23 protein-coding genes and 1 pseudogene are annotated in these 24,140 nt (G+C 62.6%); 18 read left to right on the top strand and 6 right to left on the bottom strand.

All coding sequences use genetic code 11. From position 1 onward, the window contains the following. Positions 1 to 4: 4 nt before the first annotated feature. The 3 genes from NLM25_RS32425 (at position 5) to fhuB (ending at position 3,994) form a co-directional block, all read left to right on the top strand. The gene (locus tag NLM25_RS32425; RefSeq protein ID WP_254139739.1) at positions 5 to 985 is read left to right on the top strand and encodes an alpha/beta hydrolase; all 981 of its coding nucleotides are present in this window, start codon (positions 5 to 7) and stop codon (positions 983 to 985) included. 179 nt (positions 986 to 1,164) lie between these two features. Beyond that, positions 1,165 to 2,001: an ABC transporter substrate-binding protein gene (locus tag NLM25_RS32420; protein ID WP_254139738.1), complete on the top strand. Its 837-nt coding sequence runs from the start codon at positions 1,165 to 1,167 to the stop codon at positions 1,999 to 2,001. Further along, the gene (gene fhuB / locus NLM25_RS32415) at positions 1,988 to 3,994 is read left to right on the top strand and encodes a Fe(3+)-hydroxamate ABC transporter permease FhuB (RefSeq protein ID WP_254139737.1); all 2,007 of its coding nucleotides are present in this window, start codon (positions 1,988 to 1,990) and stop codon (positions 3,992 to 3,994) included. The genes NLM25_RS32420 and fhuB overlap by 14 nt, the downstream gene beginning before the upstream one ends. Before the next feature lie 6 nt (positions 3,995 to 4,000). Here the strand turns inward: fhuB and NLM25_RS32410 are convergent, their stop codons facing one another. Then, on the bottom strand, positions 4,001 to 4,855 hold the full coding sequence (locus NLM25_RS32410; protein WP_254139736.1) for an ATP-binding cassette domain-containing protein: 855 nt from the start codon (positions 4,853 to 4,855) through the stop codon (positions 4,001 to 4,003). After that, complete coding sequence (locus tag NLM25_RS32405) at positions 4,852 to 5,850, bottom strand: siderophore-interacting protein (RefSeq protein WP_254139735.1); 999 nt, start codon at positions 5,848 to 5,850, stop codon at positions 4,852 to 4,854. Before NLM25_RS32405 ends, NLM25_RS32410 begins: the two co-directional genes overlap by 4 nt. A 363-nt stretch (positions 5,851 to 6,213) precedes the next feature. Here NLM25_RS32405 and NLM25_RS32400 point away from each other — a divergent pair, with 363 nt between their 5' ends. The 3 genes from NLM25_RS32400 to NLM25_RS32390 all read left to right on the top strand — a co-directional run bounded on the left by NLM25_RS32400 (position 6,214) and on the right by NLM25_RS32390 (position 10,477). Then, positions 6,214 to 7,914, top strand: a complete 1,701-nt coding sequence (locus NLM25_RS32400) for a cyclic peptide export ABC transporter (protein ID WP_254141310.1) — start codon at positions 6,214 to 6,216, stop codon at positions 7,912 to 7,914. A 179-nt stretch (positions 7,915 to 8,093) separates the two neighbouring features. Then, on the top strand, positions 8,094 to 9,155 hold the full coding sequence (locus NLM25_RS32395; protein ID WP_254139734.1) for a GNAT family N-acetyltransferase: 1,062 nt from the start codon (positions 8,094 to 8,096) through the stop codon (positions 9,153 to 9,155). 23 nt (positions 9,156 to 9,178) lie between these two features. Beyond that, a complete protein-coding gene (locus NLM25_RS32390; RefSeq protein WP_254139733.1) occupies positions 9,179 to 10,477 on the top strand; it encodes a lysine N(6)-hydroxylase/L-ornithine N(5)-oxygenase family protein in 1,299 nt (432 codons plus the stop codon). Here NLM25_RS32390 and NLM25_RS32385 read toward each other — a convergent pair. Beyond that, on the bottom strand, positions 10,474 to 11,283 hold the full coding sequence (locus tag NLM25_RS32385; protein ID WP_254139732.1) for a 4'-phosphopantetheinyl transferase superfamily protein: 810 nt from the start codon (positions 11,281 to 11,283) through the stop codon (positions 10,474 to 10,476). The two genes, NLM25_RS32390 and NLM25_RS32385, sit on opposite strands and share 4 nt — an antisense overlap. Before the next feature lie 184 nt (positions 11,284 to 11,467). Here NLM25_RS32385 and NLM25_RS32380 point away from each other — a divergent pair, with 184 nt between their 5' ends. Then, on the top strand, positions 11,468 to 11,845 hold the full coding sequence (locus NLM25_RS32380) for a hypothetical protein (protein WP_254139731.1): 378 nt from the start codon (positions 11,468 to 11,470) through the stop codon (positions 11,843 to 11,845). A 146-nt stretch (positions 11,846 to 11,991) separates the two neighbouring features. Here the strand turns inward: NLM25_RS32380 and NLM25_RS32375 are convergent, their stop codons facing one another. Further along, a complete protein-coding gene (locus tag NLM25_RS32375; RefSeq protein WP_309143656.1) occupies positions 11,992 to 13,215 on the bottom strand; it encodes an HlyD family type I secretion periplasmic adaptor subunit in 1,224 nt (407 codons plus the stop codon). A gap of 242 nt (positions 13,216 to 13,457) precedes the next feature. Here NLM25_RS32375 and NLM25_RS32370 point away from each other — a divergent pair, with 242 nt between their 5' ends. Beyond that, a complete protein-coding gene (locus NLM25_RS32370) occupies positions 13,458 to 13,820 on the top strand; it encodes a helix-turn-helix domain-containing protein (protein WP_254139729.1) in 363 nt (120 codons plus the stop codon). A 158-nt stretch (positions 13,821 to 13,978) separates the two neighbouring features. Here NLM25_RS32370 and NLM25_RS32365 read toward each other — a convergent pair. After that, positions 13,979 to 14,432, bottom strand: a pseudogene (locus NLM25_RS32365) (NAD-dependent epimerase/dehydratase family protein); the annotation flags it as partial. Positions 14,433 to 15,357: 925 nt separating this feature from the next. On the opposite strand from NLM25_RS32365, the gene NLM25_RS32360 reads away from it, so the two are divergent. Continuing rightward, entirely contained in the window at positions 15,358 to 15,564 is a 207-nt protein-coding gene (locus tag NLM25_RS32360; protein WP_254121730.1) for a Flp family type IVb pilin, read from the top strand. Positions 15,565 to 15,604: 40 nt separating this feature from the next. Here NLM25_RS32360 and NLM25_RS32355 read toward each other — a convergent pair whose 3' ends face one another. After that, positions 15,605 to 15,862: a hypothetical protein gene (locus tag NLM25_RS32355; protein WP_254121729.1), complete on the bottom strand. Its 258-nt coding sequence runs from the start codon at positions 15,860 to 15,862 to the stop codon at positions 15,605 to 15,607. A gap of 114 nt (positions 15,863 to 15,976) precedes the next feature. Between NLM25_RS32355 and NLM25_RS32350 the strand changes: the two genes are divergently transcribed. From NLM25_RS32350 to NLM25_RS32310, 9 genes are read left to right on the top strand one after another with little or no spacing between them, the layout of a single operon-like run. Beyond that, complete coding sequence (locus NLM25_RS32350; RefSeq protein WP_254139728.1) at positions 15,977 to 16,483, top strand: prepilin peptidase; 507 nt, start codon at positions 15,977 to 15,979, stop codon at positions 16,481 to 16,483. Between the two features lies 1 nt (position 16,484). Further along, positions 16,485 to 17,447 (top strand): Flp pilus assembly protein CpaB, encoded by a 963-nt coding sequence (gene cpaB / locus NLM25_RS32345; protein ID WP_254139727.1) that lies wholly within the window; start codon positions 16,485 to 16,487, stop codon positions 17,445 to 17,447. After that, complete coding sequence (locus tag NLM25_RS32340) at positions 17,444 to 18,640, top strand: AAA family ATPase (protein WP_254139726.1); 1,197 nt, start codon at positions 17,444 to 17,446, stop codon at positions 18,638 to 18,640. Before cpaB ends, NLM25_RS32340 begins: the two co-directional genes overlap by 4 nt. Continuing rightward, the gene (locus tag NLM25_RS32335) at positions 18,637 to 20,040 is read left to right on the top strand and encodes a CpaF family protein (RefSeq protein ID WP_254139725.1); all 1,404 of its coding nucleotides are present in this window, start codon (positions 18,637 to 18,639) and stop codon (positions 20,038 to 20,040) included. Before NLM25_RS32340 ends, NLM25_RS32335 begins: the two co-directional genes overlap by 4 nt. Next, positions 20,037 to 20,969 (top strand): type II secretion system F family protein, encoded by a 933-nt coding sequence (locus tag NLM25_RS32330; protein ID WP_254139724.1) that lies wholly within the window; start codon positions 20,037 to 20,039, stop codon positions 20,967 to 20,969. Before NLM25_RS32335 ends, NLM25_RS32330 begins: the two co-directional genes overlap by 4 nt. Next, complete coding sequence (locus tag NLM25_RS32325) at positions 20,966 to 21,874, top strand: type II secretion system F family protein (RefSeq protein WP_254121723.1); 909 nt, start codon at positions 20,966 to 20,968, stop codon at positions 21,872 to 21,874. Before NLM25_RS32330 ends, NLM25_RS32325 begins: the two co-directional genes overlap by 4 nt. Before the next feature lie 32 nt (positions 21,875 to 21,906). Beyond that, positions 21,907 to 22,332, top strand: coding sequence for a hypothetical protein (locus NLM25_RS32320; protein ID WP_254139723.1), 426 nt, complete (start codon positions 21,907 to 21,909; stop codon positions 22,330 to 22,332). 9 nt (positions 22,333 to 22,341) lie between these two features. Next, a complete protein-coding gene (locus NLM25_RS32315) occupies positions 22,342 to 23,658 on the top strand; it encodes a pilus assembly protein TadG-related protein (protein WP_254139722.1) in 1,317 nt (438 codons plus the stop codon). Then, a complete protein-coding gene (locus NLM25_RS32310) occupies positions 23,658 to 24,071 on the top strand; it encodes a TadE family protein (protein WP_254139721.1) in 414 nt (137 codons plus the stop codon). The genes NLM25_RS32315 and NLM25_RS32310 overlap by 1 nt, the downstream gene beginning before the upstream one ends. The last annotated feature ends 69 nt before the right edge of the window (positions 24,072 to 24,140 follow it).

The raw sequence follows: 24,140 nt of genomic DNA, 5'->3' as shown, positions 1-24,140 counted from the left end.
ACTTTTGAGTCTTGATCCAGACATCGCCGCATTGCTTGAGATGGTGCAGGCGGGCACCGAGAGCGGCGCGCGCATCCCGTTTCCGCAGTTGACCGCCGCGCAGGCGCGGGCCGATTTCGATGCGTCCTCGCCGCTGCTCGATGTCGATCCGCCGGCGCTTGGCTACGAGCGCCGTCTCTCGCTGCCGACGCGGGACGGCGCGATGATCGAGGCGCGGCTCTATGCAAGTGAGGCGCCGAGCGAACGCAATCCGGTCCCGGTCTTTCTCTATATGCATGGCGGCGGCTTCGTCGTCGGCAGCCTCGATTCGCATCAACCATTGTGCCGCGGCCTTGTCGAGGACAGCGGCGCGGCCGTGCTGTCGGTCGGCTACAGGCTTGCGCCGGAGCACAAGTTTCCGACCGCCTTCGAGGATGCGGTCGATGCGCTGGCCTGGATCGGCCGCGAGGGCCGCGCGATCGGGCTCGACACGCACCGCGTTGCCGTCGGCGGCGACAGCGCCGGCGGGACGCTTGCCGCCGCGCTCGCGATTGAGGCGAGGGCAAATGGCAACCTTCCGCGGCCGGTGCTTCAGGTTCTCGCCTATCCCGGCCTCAGCTCCAGGCAGACCTCCGCGTCCTACGAACGGTATGGCTCCGGCCATCTCCTGGAGCGCAGCACCGTCGATTGGTTCTTCCAGCAATATCTCCGCGACGATTCCAATCGCGACGATTGGCGCTTCGCACCGCTTGCGGCAAACGATCTATCGGGCCTGGCTCCCGCGTTCATCGTGCTCGCCGAGTTCGATCCCCTGGTGGATGAGGGGCGCGACTATGCGGCACGCCTCAGCGCGGCCGGCGTTCCGGTCGACCTGCGCGTCTATCCGGGCATGATCCATGAATTCCTGCGCATGGGGAATGTCGTGGCCGATGCCTTGCAGGCGAGGGCAGCGATCGGGCAGGCGCTGGCGAGCGCCTTTCGTGCCGCCGGCGAAGGAGCGGCTTGATATGGTAATGCAGCATGAAGGGGGATATGTCATGACTGTCATCTCCCGCGGCCTCTCTGCAAGGGGCTCCTGAACCGAATCCCATGAGCTCATCTATCCCAGACCACAGGCTGTCCCGCCGCGCGCTCCTCGGCGCGGGTGCTGCGATCGGAGGCACGGCACTTGCGGGGGCATGGCCAATGGCATTTGCCCAAGCCGCCGGATCGCCATCCGGGCCCCGGATCGCCGCGCTCGGCTGGGCCTGTGCCCAGACGATCCTGGCGCTCGGCGTCGTGCCGCTGGTGATACCGGAGATCGAGCGCTATGGCCGGCTCGTCGTCGAGCCGGTTGTCCCGCCCGGTGTGCAAGAGATTGGCCTGCGCTCGGAGCCAAATCTCGAGCTTCTCCAGAGCTTCGCGCCCGACATCATCATCATCGATCCCAGCATCGCGGCCGCCGTCCCCCGGCTCAAGCTGATCGCGCCGGTCGAGATGTTCACGATCTTCAGACCCGGCGGTCATCCTCTCGACACGGCACGCCGTTCGACGATGGAGCTTGCGAAGCGTCTCGGGGTGCAGTCGGCGTGCGAAGCCTATTTCGCCCGCTTCGATGTCGCCATGGCCGGCTATCGTGAGCGGCTCCGCGACCGCGGCGGCAAGCCGCTCTATCTCGTCAGCGAGATCGCGCGCAACCGCGCGCTCGTGTTCGGTCCGAACAGCCTCTATCAGGAAGTGCTCGATCAGTTCGGATTGAAGAATGCCTGGACCGGACAGAGCGGCCCATGGGGCTATACCAGTGTGGGCCTCGAAGTGCTTGCCGCGGTTCCGGACGCGCGGCTCGTCCTGATGACCTCGCGGGTTGCCGACGTCGAGGCCCTGCTGAAGGCAAGCCCGGTGCTCCGGACCCTGCCGTCTCTTCGGTCGCATCGGCTGACGGTCCTGGACAATCAGTTCTTCTATGGCGGCGTGCCGGCGGCCGAACGTTTCGCTCGCCTTCTCGCCGAACGTCTGCCGCGGGAAAGCCATGAGCAAGGTTGATGCGCTGCCGGCGCGGTCCGGCTTCGACATGCATCCGGCGATTCTGATCGGGCTATTGGTGACGGCCGCGGCCGCGCTCACCTGGCGGAACCTGTCCGGATATCTGCCCGTCAGCGCCTGGTTGCAGGTGTTGTGGCAGCCCGAGATCACTGATCCCCAGCAGATGCTCGTGCACTACACCGTGTTTCCGCGCATCGCGGTGGCGCTGCTGGCCGGCGCAGCCCTCGGTCTCGCCGGCACTGTCTCTCAGCAGGTGCTGCGCAATCCGCTCGCTGAACCGAGCACCATCGGTGTGTTGAACGGCGCCTATCTTGCACTGGCCGTGACCACCTTGTGGGCGCCGTCGCTGCTGTCTCTGGGCCGGGAGTGGATTGCGCTGTTCGGCGGGTTCGCTGCGTTCCTGTGCGTGTTCGGGCTGACCTGGAAACGTGCGCTGTCGCCCGTCGTCCTCGTGCTCGCCGGATTGATCGTCAGTTACTACTGCGCCGTGACGACCCAGGCGCTGGTACTGCTCAACCACGAATATCTGATTGGTCTGTTCATCTGGGGCGCTGGCTTCCTCAATCAACAGGACTGGAGCAACGTCACGTTCCTGGCGCCGCGGCTGCTGATTTCGATCGTCCTGATTGCGGCGATGGTTCGTCCGCTGACATTGCTCGGCTTCGACGACGAGACCGCGCGCAATCTGGGCCTCGGATTGACGAGAGCCCGGGTCTTCGCGCTCGTCATCGCGATCGCGCTCAGCGCTTCTGTCGTCAGCGTGGTCGGCGTCATGGGATTTGTCGGCCTGTCCGCGCCGGCGATCGTCATGCTGTCTGGCGCGCGCCGCTTTCGCGATCGGCTGATCTGGGCGCCTCTTTGCGGCGCCCTGCTGCTGTGGCTGACGGATCAGCTCGTGCTGTTGATCCCGCCCGGCTATCGCGAAATGCCGGCCGGCGCGGTGACGGCCCTGATCGGCGCGCCGATGTTGCTCGTGTTGCTGCCACGGCTGCGGGCCGCCATGCCGATGGGAAACCTCACGCCATCCGCTCCGCCGCGTCTCGACCACCCCTGGCGCGTGATCCTGTTCGCGCTCGCCGTGCTGCTGCTCGCCGTCTGGATCGCACTCGCCCTCGGGGTCAGCGCCGACGGCTGGCGCTGGAGCGGTCTGTCCGGCTTGCAGGAATTCTGGCCGTGGCGCTGGCCGCGTGTGGTGTCGGCGCTGGCCGCAGGCGCGACGCTGGCGGTCGCCGGTACGCTGCTGCAACGGATGACCGGAAACCCGATGGCCGCGCCGGAGGTCATGGGCATCAGCTATGGCGCCGCGATGGGCGTGATCGTCCTGCTCTATCTCTTTCCCGCCCACACGCGGTTGGCGCAGATAGGGGCGGCCGGGATCGGCGCCTTCATCGTGCTGGCGCTGGTGCTGTTGTTCAGCCGGCGGTCCGAGTTCAGTCCAGAGCGCGTGCTGCTGGCCGGCGTCGCCATGAGTGCAGCGTTCGGCGCGATCATCGCCATGGCGCTGGCCACCGGTGATCCGCGCATCGGCACGCTGCTGGCGCTGCTCACCGGGTCGCTCTACCAGATCGGTCCGGCCGAGGCCGCAATCCTGGCCGCCGCGGCGCTCGTTCTGCTGATCATGGTGCCGATGCTGTCGCGCTGGCTCGACATCCTGCCGCTGGGAGCGGCGACCTCGCGTTCGATCGGCATCTCGCTGGCGAGAAGCCGCATCATCATCATGCTGCTGACGGCGTTGCTGACGGCGACGGCGACGCTGATGGTGGGGCTTCTGAGCCTGGTCGGATTTATCGCGCCGCACATGGCGCGGATGATGGGCGCGCAGCGCGCCCTGCATCAGGCGGCGCTGGCCGCATTGATCGGGGCGATCCTGATGGTCACGGCGGATTGGGCCGGCCGCATGGTGATATTTCCGTTCCAGATGCCCGCCGGCATTTTCGCCATGATGCTGGCCGGCCCCTATCTCATCTGGCTGCTGCGGCCGCAGCGGGGATGACTGCCCCTACCGCGCGAAGCTGATGAGATGGCCGTGATCCGGTGACGGCATCACGCCCATCGGGATGCCATAGATGGTCTCGAGTTCGGCCGGCGTCATGATCTGGTCCGGCGTGCCACGAGCGATCAGCTTTCCGGAATGGAGCGCGATGATCTCGTCGCAGAAGCGGGCGGCCATGTTGACGTCGTGGAGCACAACGACCACGCCGAGATTGCGTTCGCGGGCGAGCTGTTTGACGAGCGACAGCACCTCGATCTGATGGGCGATGTCCAGCGCCGAGGTCGGCTCGTCGAGCAGCAGGCATTCGGCATCCTGCGCGACCAGCATGGCGATCCAGACCCGCTGTCGCTCGCCGCCCGACAGCGTATCGACCAGCCGATCCGCGAACGGCTCGATATGGGTTAGCGCCATGGCGTTCGCGACCTTCTCGCGATCGATGTCGCCGAACCGGCCGAGCGCGCCGTGCCAGGGATATCGGCCGAGTGCAACCAGCTCCTTGACGAGCATGCCGGCGGCAGGTGGCGTCTGCTGCGGCAGATAGGCGACCTTGCGGGCATAGTCCCGATCGCTCCATGCGCGCAGCGCGCGGCCTTCGAAACGAATCGTTCCCGACGAGCTTGGCTGCTGGCGCGACAACAATTTCAGCAGGGTCGATTTGCCGGAGCCGTTATGTCCGATCAGCCCGACGACGCTGCGCGCGGGGAGGGACAAGGTGAGCGGTTCGAGCAGCGCGCGCCCGCCTACCGCGAAGCCGACCCGGTCGAGCTCGAACAGGGGCGCGGGTACATCGGGCGAGGCCTGCGTGATTCCGGTTGGCAAGGCGAGCGTCCTTTCGCCCGTCTGCGCATGTTGGAACGTCATGGTTGGCGCAGGCTCCAATAGGCGACGGCCAGATGCTGATCGCGGGAGAGCTTTCGCTCGTCGCGCAAATGGTTTCGCAGGGCCTTCAGCGCCTGCGCCTCACACGCGACCCAGGCGAAGACCTCCCGATGGTCGGGCCATTGCACTGCCTTGACGGCGTCGACCAGGAGCTGCGTCGTCCCGGCCGGACGGCCGGCGCGATGCAGCCAGCGGATCGCTACGCCGCGCGGGGCGATCAGCGGAACTTCTTCGCGCCGATCCGCAACCTCGATGAAGGCCTCACCCGTCGCCGTCGCCGGCAGCGTCTCGAGAATTCGCGCGATGGCGGGCAGGGCGGTTTCGTCGCCCGCCAGCAGCAACCAGCGCGCCGGACGAATGCCGCGGCCGAGCGGACCGGCCATGCCGCAGATGGCGCCGGCCTTCGCGTTGACGGCAAACGCCGAGCCCGGTCCGGCGTGATCATGGACCACGAAGTCGATATCGATCTCGCGGCTCGGCAGGTCGATGCGACGGATCGTGTAATAACGGGTGATGGGCCTGCGGTCGGGCTCCGGCCACAGGATACGCCCGTCGGGAGCGGGCCACGGCCATTCGGGCTTGGCGAGGCCTTCGGGCGGGAAGTACAGCCGCACGTGCAGCTCGTCGTCGTTCGCGAAACGGGCGATGTCGTCGCCTGTAAAGGTCAGCCGCCGCATGTGCGGCGTCAGGGTGATCGCGGCCTTCAGCCGCACCTCGCGGAAGTTGGCCAGCATGCCGCCGCTGGATTCATGACCGGACCAAACGATGGTCGGTGCGTCGTCGCCCGCGAACTCGATCACATGCGAGGCGACGACCGAGCGCAGCATCTCCAGATTGCCCTTGTCGTTGGCCTCGACGCGGATCTTGAGGGCTTCCGCCTCGACGGCGAGGGAACTGGTGCCGAACGGCAATTTCGCCACCATGAGACCGTCCCGCTTCTCGAAGGCGATGTCATGCTCGGCCAGATGATCGATCATCCGCGCGGCGAGGCCGGCGGCATCGGGAAGCGCGATGCAGGTTTCGGAGATAAGCAAGTCCAAAGTCATTTCTCCATCGGGCCTGCCCGATGCTGGCCTGCAAGCGCTTCGATGTCCGGATGTTGCAGCCCGGCACTGGATCAAAATCCCACTCGCTCGCCGGCTGCGACGCAAAAGCGGTACTACCCGCATCATATTAAAGGCATTGCCGATCCCAAATTAGAATCCATCGAAAGAGCGGGGAAAATAAGCGCTGGAAGTGCGGTGCTGCCATCATGTATTCGCATCACATCGGCACGGCTTGTTCTGATCGTGACGGGCCGTATAGGTTCGCTTCAGGTCCCCTCCAGCGCGGCTCTCATCATGAACTCACGAAGCGGCCTGACGGCGCAGATCCTGCACCTCCTGCGGCCCTATTGGCCGCTCGTGCTCGGCGGCATCGCTCTGGGTCTGGTGGGTGGCGCCAGCGTCGCGGCGTTGCTCGCGGTCGTCAATCGCGGGCTCTATGCGACGCAGGCCGACGTCGTCACACTGCTTTTCGCATTCGCCGGCTTGTGTCTCCTGATCCTGATCGGCTCCATCGGCGCCGATATCAGCGCCAATTATGTCGGACAGCGGATTATCGCCGAGCTTCGCAAGTCGCTGGCCGCCAGGATCCTGGCGGCGCCGATCGATCAGCTCGAAATCTACCGGACGCATCGCCTGATCCCGGTCCTCACCCAGGACGTCGATACGATCAGTGATTTCGCGTTCTTCTTTTCGTCCTTTTTCGTGTCGCTCGTGATTGCGCTCGGCTGCATGGTTTACCTTGCAGTGCTGTCGTGGCCACTTTTCCTGATCACGGGAGCCGTCATCATCCTGGGGTCGCTTGCGCATGGCTATGCAAGAACGCGAGGCGTTCACGGCTTCAGTGCGGCGCGCGATTCGGAAGATCAGCTGCACAAGCAGTATCGCGCGATCGCTGAAGGCGCCAAGGAGCTGCGTCTCAATCGCGTACGCCGTCGGCGCGTCTATGTCGAGCAACTTCAGCGCACGGTCGACCGGATCAGCTCGGTGCAGATCAGGTCGATCAATCTGTTCGTGACGGCGCGGGCGTTCGGCACGATGCTGTTTTTCGTGGTGATCGGCGTGGCGCTGACCCTGCGTCCGTTCCTGTGGCCGGACAGCCCCGCCGCGGTGTCCAGTGGCTTCGTGCTGGTCCTGCTCTATATGCGCGGACCGATTGATCAGGTCATCGGTATCCTGCCGGCGCTTGGCCGCGCCCAGGTCGCGATGCGCCGCATTGTGGAGCTTTCCGAGCAGTTCTCGACTCCCGAGCATGATCTGCTGGCCACTGCTCCTGCCGCGCCGGGCAAGACCGCGATCGAATCCATCGAGCTTCGCGGCGTGACCTATGCCTTCCGCGCCGTGCCGGGAAGTGACCCTTTTGTCCTTGGGCCCGTCGATCTTTTTGTCCGGCAGGGAGACATCGTCTTCATCGTGGGGCAGAATGGAAGCGGAAAGACGACCCTGATCAAGCTGTTGCTGGGCCTGTATGCTCCGCACGGCGGCACGATGCTTCGCGACGGTTCGCCCGTCCTGGCGGAGACGCGGGACGATTACCGCCAGCTCTTCACGACCATTTTTTCCGACTACTATCTGTTCGAAGATCTCATACGTGGAGAAGGCGGCGTAGTTCCGGATGTCGCGGAACGCTACCTTCAGCGATTGGAAGTCGCGCACAAGGTCTCCGTCGAGAAAGGCGTATTCACGACGACGGACCTGTCGACCGGGCAGCGCAAGCGATTGGCCCTGATGAATGCATGGGTCGAGGAAAGACCCGTCCTCGTGTTCGACGAGTGGGCCGCGGATCAGGATCCGGCCTTCCGGCACATCTTCTACACGGAGCTTCTGCCCGATCTGAAGCGTCTCGGAAAAACTATCATCGTGATTTCGCACGATGATCGCTATTTCGGGATCGCGGATCATCTGGTGCGGCTGCGCGACGGCAAGATCGTCGCAAGCGAGGTGAAGGCCGATAACGTCGCCGGGGCTTCCGCAGTTCCGACCGACGCGCCGCTTTAGACTTATTGTGGTGAAGTGCGGGTACCTTTTTGTCGCATGCAAACGACAACACGCGATCCGTTTTGCGACAGGCTGTCAGATTTGTAGAGAATCTAATCTACGTGTGCGCGCATTTCTTGTCAGCCTGTAGGCGAGTGATCTACACCACGCGTCAGCGATGATCGAGATGCGAGGGCCGGATGAACAAGGCTTCGGATTCCGGGACCGGACCTCGTGCGTTTCCGGTCGGCCCATATTCTGATCTGACCGTTTTTCAGGAGGGCGATCGCCTTCGCGTCGTTGCCGACGGCGTCACGGCACTGGAACTTCGGCTTCGGGATCGGGGCGATCACCTCGAGATCCTGAATGCGTCGGAGGACCTTCAGCTTGCGGCACGGGCTGTGTCGGCGTCCGCCGAAGCGCTGCTCGCTTGGCGGCCGGGTGCTGATCGGCTCGTTCTGGATTTCGCCGATGGAGCATCGCTTGCACGAGCGCTGATGGACGGCGGTCTGGCCATCATGTCCGAGGGACAATTGGTGCTGCTTTCCGAACTGGTCATGCAGCGACGGGACAATTGGCTGGTGAACCCCGGGCGACCGCCATTCTCGCAGCTCCACGTCATGACGGACGGACGGAGGCATCCGCGTCGCGCCGCAAAACCGACGGGAAAAGTGTATGGCCGGTTCATTCCCTGGCTGTCCGAGGTCATCTCGTTCCGCGTGGCCGATCTCGAGAATGACCTCCACTTGCTGCATCGCTGGATGAATGACCCTCGCGTCGATGCATTCTGGAACGAGGCGGGCGATCTCGACAAGCATCGTCGATATCTGGCCGGCATCCTGGCCGACCCGCATATGCTGCCGCTGATCGGCTGCTTCGGTGATGAGCCATTTGGTTATTTCGAGCTCTATTGGGCCAAGGAAAACCGCATCGCGCCGTTTTATAACGCTGGCGACTATGACCGGGGATGGCATGTGGTCGTAGGCGAGGATGCTTTTCGTGGCCGTCGTTACATCAGCGCGTGGCTGCCCTCGCTGATGCACTATATGTTCCTCGACGATTGCCGGACGCAGCGGATCGTCGGGGAGCCGGCGGCGGCGCATTCCCAGCAGCTTCGCAATCTCGAGCTCTCGGGATTTGCGAAGATCAAGAATTTCGACTTTCCCCACAAGCGCGCGACCCTGGTGATGCTGATGCGCGAGCGCTTCTTCGGCGATCGGCTCTGGCTTCCGGCAGCCGCCGGCCAGGCGGTCCTGTCCTAAAGCGCGAGCGGAGCGCAGCTTTCATGTCTCATCAACTTGCGATCGAGCACGACGTTATCGGCGTCGGATTCGGGCCATCCAACCTCGCGCTCGCCATCGCGTTGGACGAATGCATGAAGCGATCGCGGCTAAAATGCGCGCCGCTGTTCGTGGAGAAGCAGCCGCACTTCACCTGGCATGGCGGCATGTTGCTTCCAGGCAGCGACATGCAGATATCGTTTCTCAAGGATCTGGTCTCCTTGCGCGACCCGACCAGTCCCTTCACCTTCGTGAATTATCTGCACAAGCGCGGACGCTTGCTGGAGTTCATCAACTGCCGGACGTTCCATCCGAGCCGCGTCGAATTCAATGATTACCTCCAGTGGGTGGCGGGCCATTTCAAGTCGCAGGCCGCTTACGGCGAATCCATCGTCGCCGTCGAGCCGGTGACAGCCGGGCAGACGGTGACGTCGTTGCGGGTGCATTCACGCTCGCTCACCGGCGGAGAGACCGTGCGGCTCGCACGAAACCTCGTGGTCGCGGTGGGAGGCCAGCCGTATGTCCCGCAGGTGTTTGCCAGGCTCGCTGACGACCGCAGGCTGCTGCATTCCAGCCGCTATCTCGACCTGATCGAGCAAATCGTCCCGCGCGGCCAGGCCGTCCGCGTGGCGGTCGTCGGCGGCGGACAGAGCGCGACCGAGGTGACGGTCGATCTCCATAGCAGACGCCCCCAGGCGCATATCGATCTGATCTTTCGCGGTCATGCCCTCAAGCCGTCGGACAGCAGCCCCTTCGTCAACGAGATTTTCAACCCCGACTATACGGACTTCGTCTATGCCCAGCCTGCCGAGCGGCGAGACGTAATCGTTCGCAATTTCCGGAATACGAACTATGCCGTGGTCGATTCCGACCTGCTGGATCAGCTCTATCGGCTGCTCTATCAGCAGCGCGTCGGTGGCGACGAAACGATCCTATTGCGCCCTCGCAGCGAGATTACGAACGTGGATGTGGGACCGGACGGTATCGAAATCGGCCTGGTCGACAAATTCCGTAGCGAAAATCGTCGTTCGACCTATGACGCCGTCGTCCTGGCAACGGGATACGACAGGGAAACCCCGCACGGGTTTCTCGAGCCGGTCCGTCGCTACATTCGCGGTGCGACGCTCGATCGCAATTACAGGCTCGTCACCGGCCCGGCGTTCCGCCCGCAGATCCATCTCCAGGGCTATTCGGAGTCCTCCCACGGCTTGAGCGACACGCTGCTCTCGGTTCTCGCCGTGCGGTCCCAGGAGATTGCGGAGTCACTGCTCTCGACCATATCGCGCCGGGAGCTCATCGCTTAACCCGCGGTGGTGACCCGCCATTGCTCTGCCGGACCAAGCGCATCCGGCACGGCAAGCACTGCCGGCGGTACCCGCGCATCGAGGATCAATGTGTGCGGTGAGACTGCAAAACCGACGCCTGCGGCCTTGAGGATTGCTTCCTTCAACGTCCAGTAGCGAAGAAAGAGACGGGATCGCAGCGAGTCGGGCGTTCTTGCGAGGGTCCTGCGTTCCTCTGGCGACAACGCGATTTCGACCATCTGATCCAGATCTGATATTTGTCTGATCGGCTCGATATCCACCCCGATCGGCATGTATGCCGCGGCAACGGCGACCGCGCCTCTGGCATGGCTTAAGCTGAAGTCGAGGCCTGTGGGGGCATCAACGAGCCGGGGTTTGCCCAGCGGGGATGTCTCAAATCGCACCCGGTCGGCCGGTTGCCCGGCCAGGGCTCCCAGCAGGAGACGCGCGCCGGCGTGTGCGGCAAGAAAGCTCAGTCGATCTTCCGCGTCGCGAAATCGTGCCAGACGCCTAGATTCTTCGGTATCGAGCAGCAGCTTGGCTTCGTCGACGCCGAGTACCGCGTAGGTGTCGCGCGTCGCGCCGCGCCAGCCATGCGTCTCGCCGACCCATAAGAGGATCTCCTGCGGACTCTGGAACGCGACTTGTCCCAGAAGGCACGGACCTGGCAGGAATCGCAGGCGCGATTGACCGAGCGGAACCGCGGATCTGACGGCGATCGACCAGACGAACGTCTCGCCTGCAAGCAGAGTCGATGACGCACTCGCAAATGGTCCGTATTCCGCCTTCAGCTGCACCGTCTCCATCCATCCGCGATGTCCGCTGAACGCAATTTGGCGTGTTCCGATCTCGATTTGGAGCGGCCTCGATCTAGAACTTGTCTAATCGAGATCAACCAGGGCGTGTGCGCCGGGGACAACGCCGAACGGCTCTGATAGAGATGTTCTTAGAACGATCTTTGGAATGGTTGCAGGTTCGGGTGGAACTTACGTGACGAAAATCTTCGCTCTCAAGCAAAGCCACAGTCATTTGCCGGAGCGGATTGCAGTCATATTGGTCCACAGCCCGCTTGCGGCGTTGATCGGCCGAGAGCCGTTGACGCGCATGAACTATCTCCTCGAGATTGCGTCGCTCCATACCAGGGCCGAACTCCTTGCGCAGCCGGGGCTGGGACGCACGGGCGTGCGCCGGATCGAGAATTGGATGGCCTTTCACGGGCATCGCATGCGCGACGTCAACGAGAGTCTCGACTGCGTCATCTGCCATTTTGCGTTGCGACGCTCTTCCGTTCGGAAGAGTAGTCGTCGTTGCTCCTCGTTATCGGCAATCGCCTCGGTGCAAGAGCGCTCGCGCGAAACAGCTCGGTAAAATCGTTGGTAGTCATCTGGGTGTATATCGTAGATGCCGAGTGCGCGAGCTGCGATGGATGAGGCGGGCGCTGGTATTGTGTCGCGCCTTGCTTGATTTCCGCTGTTTGGCCGAAGCTAGCTCAAGCTGGTCCATTATTGGCCTTCTCATCGCTCGCGCAGGCTCTCCTGGCTGTAGCGGAGCAGCGGTGAGAGCACGTACGAGATGATGCGGCGGGAGCCGGTCTTGATCTCCACCGTCACCGCCATGCCGGGCGTGAGGTTGACCGTCCGTCCGTCGATGTCCATCTGGGCGCGGTCGAGCGAGACGCGGGCGGAGTAGACGAGCTCCTGGCCTTTGGGCTCACTGGAGGCGGTGTCGGTGCCGGCGGGCGTGTCGCCGGGCTTTTCCGGGGGCTTCTGGCGGACGATGGCGTCCTGGGAGACGCTGAGCACTTTGCCCTGGCGCAGGCCGTAGCGGGTGAAGCTGAAGGTGTCGACTTTGATCGCGGCTTCCTCGCCGGGGGTGACGAAGCCGATGTCGCGGTTGGAGATCATCGCCTCGATCTCGAGACCGCCTGAGGTCGGCACCACCACCATCAGCGTCTGCGCCGGCGTCACGACGCCGCCGACCGAATGCACCGCGAGCTGCTGGACGATGCCGTCTTCCTGCGCGGCGAGGCGGAGCAGGCTGGTGCGCTGCTCGGCCTTGACGATGTCCTGGCGTAGGCCCGCCGCCTTCTGCTCGGCTTTGGCGAGCTCGTCGAACAGGCCGCGATTGTATTCCGCCTCGGTGCGTCGCAGCGTCTCCTCGATGCCTCCGACGGCGGCATCGGCCTCGGCAAAATGACTCTTCTGCACCAGCAATTCCTGCTGTTGCGCGACAAGGTCCTGCGTTTCCGTCAGATATTGCAGTTTCGAACCGAACTCGCGGTCGACGAGATATTTTCGCACGTCGACCCGCTGCTGCATGATCGGGATCAGGGCGCTGATCTTGCCGATCGTGGCCTCGGTGGTCGAACGTTCCGCCTTCTTCTGCGTCCCCTGCCATTCGAGCGAGGTGATCTTGGCCGCCTGTTCGGCGGTCTGCGACGCCAGGAAGCGTTTTGCGGTGCGGATCTGATCGGAGGACGCGCGCACGGGCGGGGTGAACCTGGCGGGATCGCCGCCGGCCAGGGCCGCGTGCAGGCGCGCGATGTCGAGTTCGCTCGCGAGCAGATCGCTCTGGAGGTGGCCGAGCTCGGCCTGGCTCATGGTGGGATCGAGCTCGATCAGGAGGTCGCCTGCCTTCACGCGCTGGCCGTCCTGCACATGGATCGCGCGGACGACCGCAGTCTCGAACGGCTGGATCACCTTGGTGCGGCCGTCGGGCACGATCTTGCCGGTTGCGATCGGCCTCGAAGCGGTGTTGTGGCAAGAGCTAACATTGGTAGATCTGGGAATGGTTCATTGGCGCGCCCGGCTGGAGCAGCGGACAGCCGCTTTATGATGTCTGGTCGCATCAGTGGTCGTGTGTGCTATTGGGGCAGCCGGTCGATATCCGGTCCAGGATTTCTCGCCGGCCAATTGAAAAACGTGTACGAGTCGCGCTTACTAAGCCCGGACTGGCGAAATTTTGGCCGGAGAGGACTACTATGGTTGGCAAGAGGCATGCCTCGGAGGAGATTACGGCCAAGCTGGCGCAGGCCAACGAACTTGCGGCCAAGGGGAAGACCCAACGTGAGATATCGAAGGCGCTTGGCGTCAGCGTAATGACCTACCACCGCTGGAAGAAGATGCCTGGTTCTTCAGCACCGCTTGATGGTCGGCGCTGCGAGACCGATGACCGGCGATCCGGTCCGAGCGACGCCAGCACTGTGGACACGATCAAGCGGTTAGAGCTTGAGAATGCGCAATTGCGACGTCTCGTGACGGACATGCTGCTGGAAAAGCTGAAATACGAAGAGGAGCTTCGGGCGCGCCAAGGGACGCGATTGCGGCGCCCCGACAACGGCTAGTGCCAGAACCGACCTTCCGGCCTGCCATATCGCTTTCACGAATCTAGCGCAAAACTCGAGACGGTTGGACGTGCTGCGGCTGGATGGTCCGGCAGATACGCTTAGTAAGCTCGCTTCAAGCCGTCCTCGAGCGAGGTCGTGGCGTGCCAGCCGAGCTATTTGAGGCGGCTGACGTCGAGCAGCTTGCGCGGTGTGCCGGTGCCCCACACCGCGACATGCTGCGCGCCCGCGACCTTCGCCTCGTGGAAGCGGCGGATCAGCGCGGCGACGTACGCGGCACCGTTCCGGATGATAATTGTCGCCGGGACCGTAGAGATTGGTCGGCATCACGCTGATGAAGTCGCTGCCATACTGGCTGCGATAGGCCTCCACCATCTTGATGGCGGCGATTTTAGCGATCGCATAGGGCTCGTTGCTCAGCTCGAGCGGGCCAGTCGGCACCGAGCCTTCGCGCAGCGGCTGTGGCGCCCGCTTCGGATAGATGCAGGACGAGCCTAGGAACATCAGCTTCTCGGCGCCGTTTTGATGCGCAGCCGGGATTACGTTCGCGGCGATCGCGATGATGTCTCAGATGAACTCAGCGCACAGCGCGTCGTTGGCAGGGGAGTCTCCCCTGACCGAGGCATCTCGCCCTCTCTGGAGAGGCATTGATCGTCGCATAACTCTACCGGCTAGGAGTATCTCGGCTCATGGTCGTGCCATGACCAAGCACCGCCCGCTGAGCCGTGACGCCAGCTCCCGTAACGTTGATTGCCACTCTCTAGCGAACAAATAATACACATTTGCAACAGTTTGATATGAACTGATGCAGGGTACGACGTCTGTTATGTTATCCGTTATTCTGGCGGATGCCGCTCTTAATCAGCGAGTCCCAGGTTCGAGCCCAGGTGCGCCCACCATTCAACGCCTTGGCCGGCGAGACGTTGAAGTTGAGCATCGCAAGTCGGGCTCCCTTCCTGTCCGACGGTGTCGTTGCTCAGCTGACAAGATCGGAGTCCGACTTCAGCGGTTCGCGATGGTGAGTCTCCGTGTGTGCCACGTGTGCGCCGGAGGATCGAGATGAAGCTCATCACTGCCAGTAGAGGCAGGCCCACGAGACCAGAGTCCTTTTGACGAGCACGGCTGCGGCGCCGCGACAGGCGGCGGCCATCGTCAAGGAGCTTCCGCGCTGCCGACGCCGATGGATACGAGTGAGCAGCGGTTGCTACGTCAGGCAGTGCTTCTGGAAGAAGCGCGTCTTCCGGTTGAAACGGATCGCGGCATCGCCAGTACGTCAGCTTGCGAGTGTTCGATCTGCTCGCAACCTGCATGAGCGAGGTTACGAGACTTTTCGTGCAACGCTATAGAAATTCGGTTTGACCGTATTACTACGTGCCGCCCCTGATTTCGGATTACCCAAGCGACGACCGAAGGACCAACAGAGGTAGGATCAATGAACGATGGCAGCACGACAAGTTTGTTGTTCAGAATGTCGGTGGCTGGCGCGAATTATCCGGCGGCCTCGTGGGTTAACCAATCTTAACAAGAGGGATGTCTTATGTCGAAGTTTTTTCACACGGCCACGGAATCCTTGAAGCAGCTGCGCTCGGACAAGGACGGCGTCGTCTCCTTCGAGTACGTGATCGTCGCCGCCTGCGTCGTCACCGTCGTGATCGCCGTGTTCAACGGTAATGGCGCCGGTACCATCAGAGGCGCGCTCAACACCGGTCTCACCGCAATCACGACTGCCATCGGCACGCTGTAAGTGTGGCTCCGGCGGAGGGCAGTCCCCTCCGCCCACTTCTCTATTTTGGAAGACTTCCTGTTTCTGCGAGCCGCATCACCCTATTGAAAATGTTGCCTTCGGGGATTTCTCCCATGTCCCATCGCATTAAATCCTCGGGCGCGCTGAGGCGCCTGGGCACGGATGACGGCGGCTTGATATCTTTTGAGTACGTCGCCGTCGCGGCCATTGTGGTTGCCACTGTGAGCGCCGTGTTCAAGGCGGCGACTGCCGGCCCCATCATGACTGCACTGACCAGTACATTGAACAGGGTCGGCACGGCTGTCTCAACATTTGGCGGAGGTTAGTGCGGGCGTTCGGATCGGCGGACATCGGCATCCGCGATCAGCGTTTTCCTGAGTGCTTTGTTTGATGAGTTTGAGGCACGCGTAATATGAGTTGGATCGTTCCCATAGCCTCGGTTCTGGAGATTCTCCTGTTGCTCTATGTCGCGACGCTCGATATCGCGACACGATTGATCAGAAATGAGATCTGTCTGGCGCTGGCGCTGCTCGGGATATCCACTCAGATCGCCAGCCCGCTGCAGCTCGTCGAGTCCCTGATATCGGCTGCAATCCTCTTTCTGCTGCTGCTCTTCATCTATACGCGGGGATGGATGGGCGGCGGTGACGTGAAGTTGCTGGTGGCCTTGGCAGTCGGTCTTCCCCTCGCGGGCATCGCCGAACTGCTGACTGTCACCGCGCTGGTCGGCGGAGCGCTGGCCCTGGTGCATCTGCTGATGCGCAACCTGCCATATCCCAAACTGGCGCCCGCCGGGTCGTCGATCGCACGCCGTGTCTACGTGGTCGAGCGCTGGCGTCATCTGCGCCATGCACCTCTGCCTTACGGAGTCGCCATAGCCGGCGGGGGCATCTGGAGCATTTTCAATCGAGGATTTTGACATGTCGTCCAGTTTGCGTTTTTCGATCATCATGGTGCTGCTGCTTGCGGCCACAGCGCTCGGTCTGATTGCCTACAACATGAACCTGCCGAAGCAGGCGCCGGTGCAGATCACCGACACGGGACCTTCGGCGCCCGCGACCGTCGGTTATTTCGTTGCCGCACGCCCGCTACCGAAGGGGACGCTGGCCCGCGAAGAGGATTTCACGATCCGCTCGGTACCGCCGGACCGCGTCCCGACCGGCGTGATCGTCGAAACGCCGGAGTCCAAGGTCGGGCTTCCCGGTTCTCTGGTTCGCAGGTTCGTCGAGGCAGGCAGTCCCGTGACATTGCAGGACATTTTGCGTCCGCGGGATCGGGGCTTTCTCGCCAGCGTCCTGGCTCCCGACAGCCGGGCCATCAGCATCAAGGTTGACGAGGAGTCGGGCGTTTCGGGGCTGATCAGGCCCGGTGACCACGTGGATGTCGTGTTGACCCAGGTGTTCGAGAAGGCAGATCCGGCGCGTCGCGCCCTGAGCGAAACCGTCTTGCGCAACGTCCGGGTGATCGCAATCGACCAGGAGATCACGGAAGGCGGGCGAGGCATCAGCGTCGTAGCCGGCAGGCTGGCGCAAACAGTGTCGCTGGAGCTGACGCAGGATCAGGTCAAGAGAGTCACGGTCGCAAAGCAGCTTGGAACGCTCTCGCTGGCCGTACGGGCGGCGGTCGATCAGTGGGACAAGGGCGACACCGGCGCGATGTCGAGCTGCGACGTGTCACCGGAGCTTGCTCGCCAGAACGCGATCGCCGGCCAGAGAACGGCGGTGGTCGTCCATTCCGGTGGCGAGGTCAAACAATACACGGTCAGGCGGCAGGACACCGAACTCATCGATTCCGTCGCGAGCTGCGACGGTTCGTCCGAAATCGTGCGCAAGACCGCAACGGCGATGCGCGACCTCGACATGACGCCGGAGAAACGTCGATGAACATAGCCGTAGCCACCCCACCCGAAGAAACGACGTCCGTCGTCGCCCGCAGCCGCATCGTGTGCTTTGTGAACGACGAGCTCACTGCTGCGGCCCTGCGCAAGGGCCTCGAAGGCAGCAACTTGTCGATCAGGCGTGGCACGATCCGCAACGCCATAAAGATGCTTGAAACCGACACCGACCTGTTCGCGCTGGTGACGGACATCAGCGGCATCGACAACCCATTTGCGGAGCTGCAAAGGTTGGCCGGCGTCTGCCCGCCGGATGTCCGGGTTGCCCTGGTCGGAGAAGACAGGGAGATCACCTTCTATCGCGAGCTGATGGAACTCGGCCTGACCGAGTATCTTCCGAAGCCGCTGACGCGGGATATGGTGCTGGACCAACTGCGTCCGAAGCTGCTGGGAGACGCGGCGCCCGGTCCGGCCGATCGCGGTGGACACGTGATTTCGATCTGCGGTGCGCAGGGAGGGGCCGGAGCAACGAGCATCGCTATCAATCTCGCACTGCAGCTGGCCGAGACCACCAAGGCCAAGGTCGCGCTGCTCGATCTTCATCTGCAAGGCGGCGAAACTGCCGTGATGCTGGGCGTCCGGCCCGGGCCCGGATTGCGGATTGCTCTCGAAAACCCCATGCGGGCGGACACGCTATTCCTCGAGCGCGCCGCAATCGAAGTCAACGAGCGAGTCTCCCTGATCTCCGCCGACGAGGAGCTGGACGCGCAGCTCGACATCACAGAGGCGGGAGTTCGGCACGTGCTGGGTCTGCTCCGGCAACGTTTCAACTACATCGTCGTCGACGTGCCGGTGCCGTTTCCGCCGTCCATGCATCCGGTGATCAGTCTTTCTCGTCACGCGCTGGTGCTGCTGGAAGCCGAGGTGACCGGGCTTCGCAATGCCCATGCGCTCCGCATGGCCGTCACCAACATCGCCGGTCAAGACAGGGTCTTTACCTTGCTCAACCGCGCCAATCGTGCGGGGGGTCTTCCGAGGGCCACGATTGTCAAGGCGCTGGGTGCAGAACCGGACATGGTGGTTCCCGATCTCGGGAAGGGGATGACGCAAGCGGTCAATCTCGGGATTCCGGCGCTCAAGCATGTATCGGGACTGCGCCGTCACCTTGCTCCGATCGTAAGGGAGATATCGGGTGTCGATGCCGAGCGGAAGGGAGTGTTGAGGAGGCTGCTCGGGCTATGAAGAGATTCGGTCAACGCGCAGACGACACGCAGGCTCGCTTGCCTTCATTGGCGCCGACCCTGCCCGTGTCTTCGCCAGGCCCGGCGGCGTCGATAGCGAGTTCGCCGGCATCGCCGCCACGGCTTAACGAACCTGCCTCGCATCATGCCGCGATGTCGGCTTCGCTGCGCGAGCGCGTCATCGAGCAGATTGAACCCGCGGCCGCCGCAACTGTCTCACGCGATGTTCTTCGGCGACAGATCGAGGAGATCATCCACGGGATCGCCAACCAGGAGCGGCTCGAGCTGTCGGGGCGCGAGCAGCTTCAGCTTGCTGACGAAATCGCCGACGACATGACGGGCTACGGTCCGCTCCGCCCGCTGCTCCTGGATCAAACGATCAACGATATCATGGTCAACGGTCCCAGTAACATCTATGTCGAGCGGGCCGGCAAGCTCGAGAGGGTCGCCGTCCGGTTTCGCGACAACAATCACATTGCGTCGGTGGCGCAGAAAATCGCCGCGCAGGTCGGCCGGCGCGTCGACGAATCCAGCCCGATGGTGGACTGCCGCCTGCCGGACGGCAGCCGGGTCAACATCATCCTGCCGCCGCTGGCATTGCATAGCCCCTGCATCTCCATCCGGAAATTTCCGAGCCGCCGCTTGGATATGGCCGGGATGATCGAAAACGGATCAATGACTGCGGCCATTGGGCAATTGCTGGAGATTGCGGCGCGGTCGCGACTCAACGTTCTGGTCTCGGGCGGTACCGGCTCAGGCAAGACGACGCTGCTGAACGCGATGAGCCAGTTCATCGATCATGGCGAGCGTGTTGTCACCATCGAGGACGCCGCAGAATTGCAGCTTCAGCAGCCGCACGTGATCAGCCTCGAGACCCGGCCGCCCAGCCTCGAAGGCACCGGGCAGGTGACTCAACGCGATCTCCTGTGGAATGCGCTGCGCATGCGGCCGGACCGGATCGTTGTAGGCGAGGTGCGCGGTGCTGAAGCATTCGACATGCTTCAGGCGATGAACACGGGGCATGACGGCTCGATCTCCACCGTGCACGCCAACAGCAGCCGCGACGCGCTGACCCGGATCGAGAACATGGTGCAGATGGGGCAGGTCAATCTGCCGTCGCGGGCTATTCGAACCCAGATCGTCGCGGCGTTGGATCTCATCGTCCAGGTCGAACGCATGCGGGACGGACAGCGCCGCATTGTCCAGATCAGCGAGGTGACCGGCCTCGAAGGCGAGGTGATCACCACCAACGACATCGCGGCATTCGAATACAGGGACGAGGACGTTCACGGCAGATTGTCCGGCACTTACCGGTCTACTCATGCGGTCCCGAAGTTCAAGAGCCGTCTCCTTTATTACGGACTTGACCGAGCCTGGGCCGAGGCCATGAGGCAGATATGATACCGACGTCCGTGATCATGACTGTCCTCGGCCTTCTGGTGTGCGCAGCATGCACTTCGCTGTGGCTTGACGCGCGGCAAAGGCGCGTCGATCGTCAGCTCGCGGTGGCGCTGCCGGCCTCACATCCCGCCAGTCTGCCTTCAATTCGTCGGGCGGAGACTGGAGCCCGCTCGCTGTTCCTCCACCGACTGGCCAACTACAGGCCGCAGATCCCCTACGCCTTGCATCCGGCCTACGTGCTGCTTGCCGGTGCCGTGGCGGCGGCCACAATACTTTACGCCAACAGCCTGCTGCAATTTCCCACCCTCTTCGCCTCGATTGCGGCGGCAGGTGCCGCCATCTTGGTGGTGCGCGGTCTGTTCGGATGGCAGCGACGTCGTTACGTCGACAAGCTGTTCCGGCAGCTTCCGGACACGATCCAGCTGGTGACCAGCACCGTTCGATCAGGACTTCCGGTGCACGAAGCGTTTCGAACCATCGCTCGCGAGATGCCGCAACCGACAGCGGGGCAGTTTGCCATCGTATGCAGCGAACTGAATCTGGGGAGGCCTCCGGAGGAAGCCGTCGAAGGTCTCTACCGGCGGACGCAGGTGGCGGAATACGGAATCTTCGCGGTGACGCTTGCCGTCCAGTTGAAGTCGGGTGGCAGTCTGGCTGAAACCTTGCAGACTCTTGGAGAGACGGTGAGTCAGCGCGTGGCGCTGGCAGCCCGCGCGAAGGCTCTGGCAGGTGAGGTGATCTTCTCCTCGCGTGCGCTTTCATGCGCGCCGCTCATCATCGGCGCGATCCTCTACACCATCAGTCCGCAATCGGTCGACTTGCTGTTCCATGATGCGACCGGAAACGTGCTGCTGGCCTACGCGGTTGCGTCAGTGCTGGCGGGGCACTTTGTAATACGCTGGATGATCAGAAGGGAAACGGCGCTATGACTGCCGCTCTCGGTATGGCGACCCTTGCCGTTGCAGTCGCGGCTGCGACCATGTTGCTGATTATCCGTGAGGTGCATCTCCGTGCGCTGGGCACACGGGTTTCGAATGCGGTGCTGGGCATCCCCGACCGGTCGACGACCTCGCAGGATCTGGTCGGCTGGATGTCATCGGTCGGAAAGCGGTATCGGCGCTTCTACGCCGAGGAAAATCTGGAGCAGCTGCGGGCGGTCCTGCAATCATCGGGATTCAATCATCATCGGGCCTTGCCGGTCTGGATCGGCATCAAGACAGTCAGCATGTTCCTGTTTCCGGCGCTCGCCTTGCTGGCTGCGCAGCTCTCGGGACGGGAGCCGATGGATATGCTGATCTTCGCGGTTTTCGGCGTGATGATCGGCATCGTGGGGCCGCGACTGGTTCTGTGGGTTCTGAAGCGCCGCTTTGACGCGGCCGTTCGGCTGGGCACGCCGGATACGATCGATCTGCTGGTCGTGTGCAGCGAAGCGGGACTGGGCCTGGAAAGTGCGCTGGAGCGCGTCGCGGCGGAAATGGTGGGGACCAACCCGGCCATGGCCCAGGTCCTGCGCGGCCTGCTCGACGATCTGCGCATGTTGCCAAACCGCTTCGAGGCATTCGAGAAGCTGGGATCCGTATCGGATGGACTTCGCCGCTTCGGCACCATGATCAGCCAAAGCCTGCAATACGGCACGCCGCTGAGCCAGGCGCTGCGCAGTATCGCCGTGGACCTGCGGCGGGAACGTATCACCAAGCTGGAAGAAAGAGCGCACAAGCTGGGCGCCAAGCTGACCGTTCCGATGGTGTTGTTCCTGCTTCCGGCCATGTTTGTCGTTCTGGGCGGAAGTTCGTTCCTCCACCTCATTCGTGCCTTCAGCAAGTTCGGTCATTGATAGCAGCCATGAGCAGGCTCTTAAGACGTAAAATGCCCTTCGTCGCGGACCAACGCGGCGCCGTCGCGTTCGAGCTGCCGGCGGTCTTCCTTTTCTTGATGCTGGCCGTCCTTCTCCCGCTCGCCGACCTCGCGATTGCAGGCTTTCAGTACATATCCGCACGGCAAGCGTTGCGCGCCTTCGGACAATCGATTCAGTACTCGCCACCGCCCGACGTCGCCAGCCCGTCGACCTGGGCATCGACTGCGATCGGCAAGGCCGATCCCAAGTATCCCATTTCCAGTCTTGTGCTCATATGCGGTGACGGCAACGCTGTCTGTTCCTCGGGCAATACCGCGAACCCCAAGTACTATGCCTATGCGACCAACGTGACGTTGGCCCCGATGGTCCTGAGACCGGTTTTGTGCGCCGCCGGAAATTGCACCTATACGCTGCGATATTCGGAGCAGTTTCAATAGGGATCCACCATGCGCAACCTGCTTCATTCCCGTCGAGGTTCAGTCGCATTCGCAACCGTAGCGGCCATGGTGCCGCTGGTCGGGGCCATTGCCCTCGGGGCCGAGGCTGGGTCGTGGTACGTCACCAAGCATCACGCGCAAAACGCCGCCGATGCGGCGGCTTATTCGGGGGGGCTGCGGTTTGCTTGTTCAATCGCTGCCGGCTCGTGTACCGATACACAACCATTAGACTACCGCGCAAAGCAATCAGCGGCGCGGAACTCCTTCTGCAATTCGGGCGACACGTCCTACCCCGGATCCATATGCAGCACGAGCCTTCCGAGCGGCGTCTCACAGCAGGTCACGGTTGCTTCGCTAACGTCATGGAACGGCGCAAACGGAAATTACGTCCAGGCCACGGTAACCCAGCAGCAATCGGCTTACCTGTCGAAGGTGCTCAGTCTGTCCACTGTCAATATACGGGCGACGGCCGTGGCAAGAATAGATGCGCTCGCGAAACCTCCCTGTGTCCTGGCATTGAAGGATCCGATCACGTTCCAGGGCAGTCCGACGTTATCTTCGGCAAATTGCGGGATATCCTCAAACAGCACCGCGGCAAATGCGATTGGATTCAAAGGCAATACCGGTATCCAGGTCAACGCGCCGAGCTACACGGTTGGCGATTGCTCCCAGACGGGAGGCAACCAGTGCAGCAAGGTGCAGACCTACCAGCAAGCGATCCCCGATCCGCTGAGTGCGTTGAAGACGGCGATCACGGCATTGAAGACGTCGGATTTTCCCAACAAGTCGTGCGGCGGTTCAACGATCAAGTCGTACGAGACAGGGGCCTGCTACAACGCCGGCACTCAGTCGATAAACAGCATGACGCTGAGCGGCACCTATTACTTCACTGGAAACGTGAAGATAAATGGCAGTCCCCTCATAACGGGAACGGCTACGTTGGTGTTCTTCGGGGGCGGGTCGCTGACGATTACCGGCGGGCCAACGATACAGCTCACGGCGATGAAGTCTCCTGCGGTGCCACCGGCGCTTTCAGGAGTTAGGGGCTTGATGACTGATCTTCTTATCTATGACGATGAGCCCTATTCGAGCAAAGGCGTCAACATCAGCGGCAACTCGGCGAGCTATTTCAACGGCACGATCTATGTGCCAAATTCTCCCGTAACGTATTCCGGCAACAGCAGTACATCTGCCCCCAGCACGGGGTGCTACCAACTCATTGCCTATGCCGTAACGTTTTCCGGCAATACGTATCTCGACAATTCGAAGTGCAAGCAGGATTCGGCCGCTACGCCGAATGTCCAGACGGTGCGGTTGGTGCAGTGATGCGCAAGCTCGATCAGCGCGGTGTCGCTTCGTTCGAATTCGTCGTCGTCGCCGTGGCGTTTTTCACGTTGGTGTTCGCCATCCTCGATCTGGCACGTTACGCCATAACGATGCAGTCACTGCGGGCGCTCGCAAATGCGGGCGCTCGATCGATGATGATCAGCGACTGCTATGTCAATGCTGCTATCAACAAGACGGTCCCGACCTGCAGCGGAGATCCCTTGCCGTCGGCGGCGGCCAAACGGGCCATTGCCCCCTTCCTGTATGCCGGCGGACTGTCCCCGACGCTGGGTATGACGATGGCAGGCTCCGCTTTTACCGTGACGGCATCTGAACCGGGCTTCACCATGCTGGTGCCGGTATGGGGCACGGCATTGAACGCGCCGAGCGCGTCCACTCAGGTCCCATTCTAGCGGAGCCATCCTGAAATGCGCCTGCGCGACGGTAAGAAGGTAAGCGACTACGGGGGCCCGAGTTTCCGA

Source organism: Bradyrhizobium sp. CCGB01, assembly GCF_024199795.1.
GTDB lineage: Bacteria > Pseudomonadota > Alphaproteobacteria > Rhizobiales > Xanthobacteraceae > Bradyrhizobium.
Note: the sequence above shows the minus strand (reverse complement) of the source record. Positions and strands in the feature narration are given on the sequence as shown.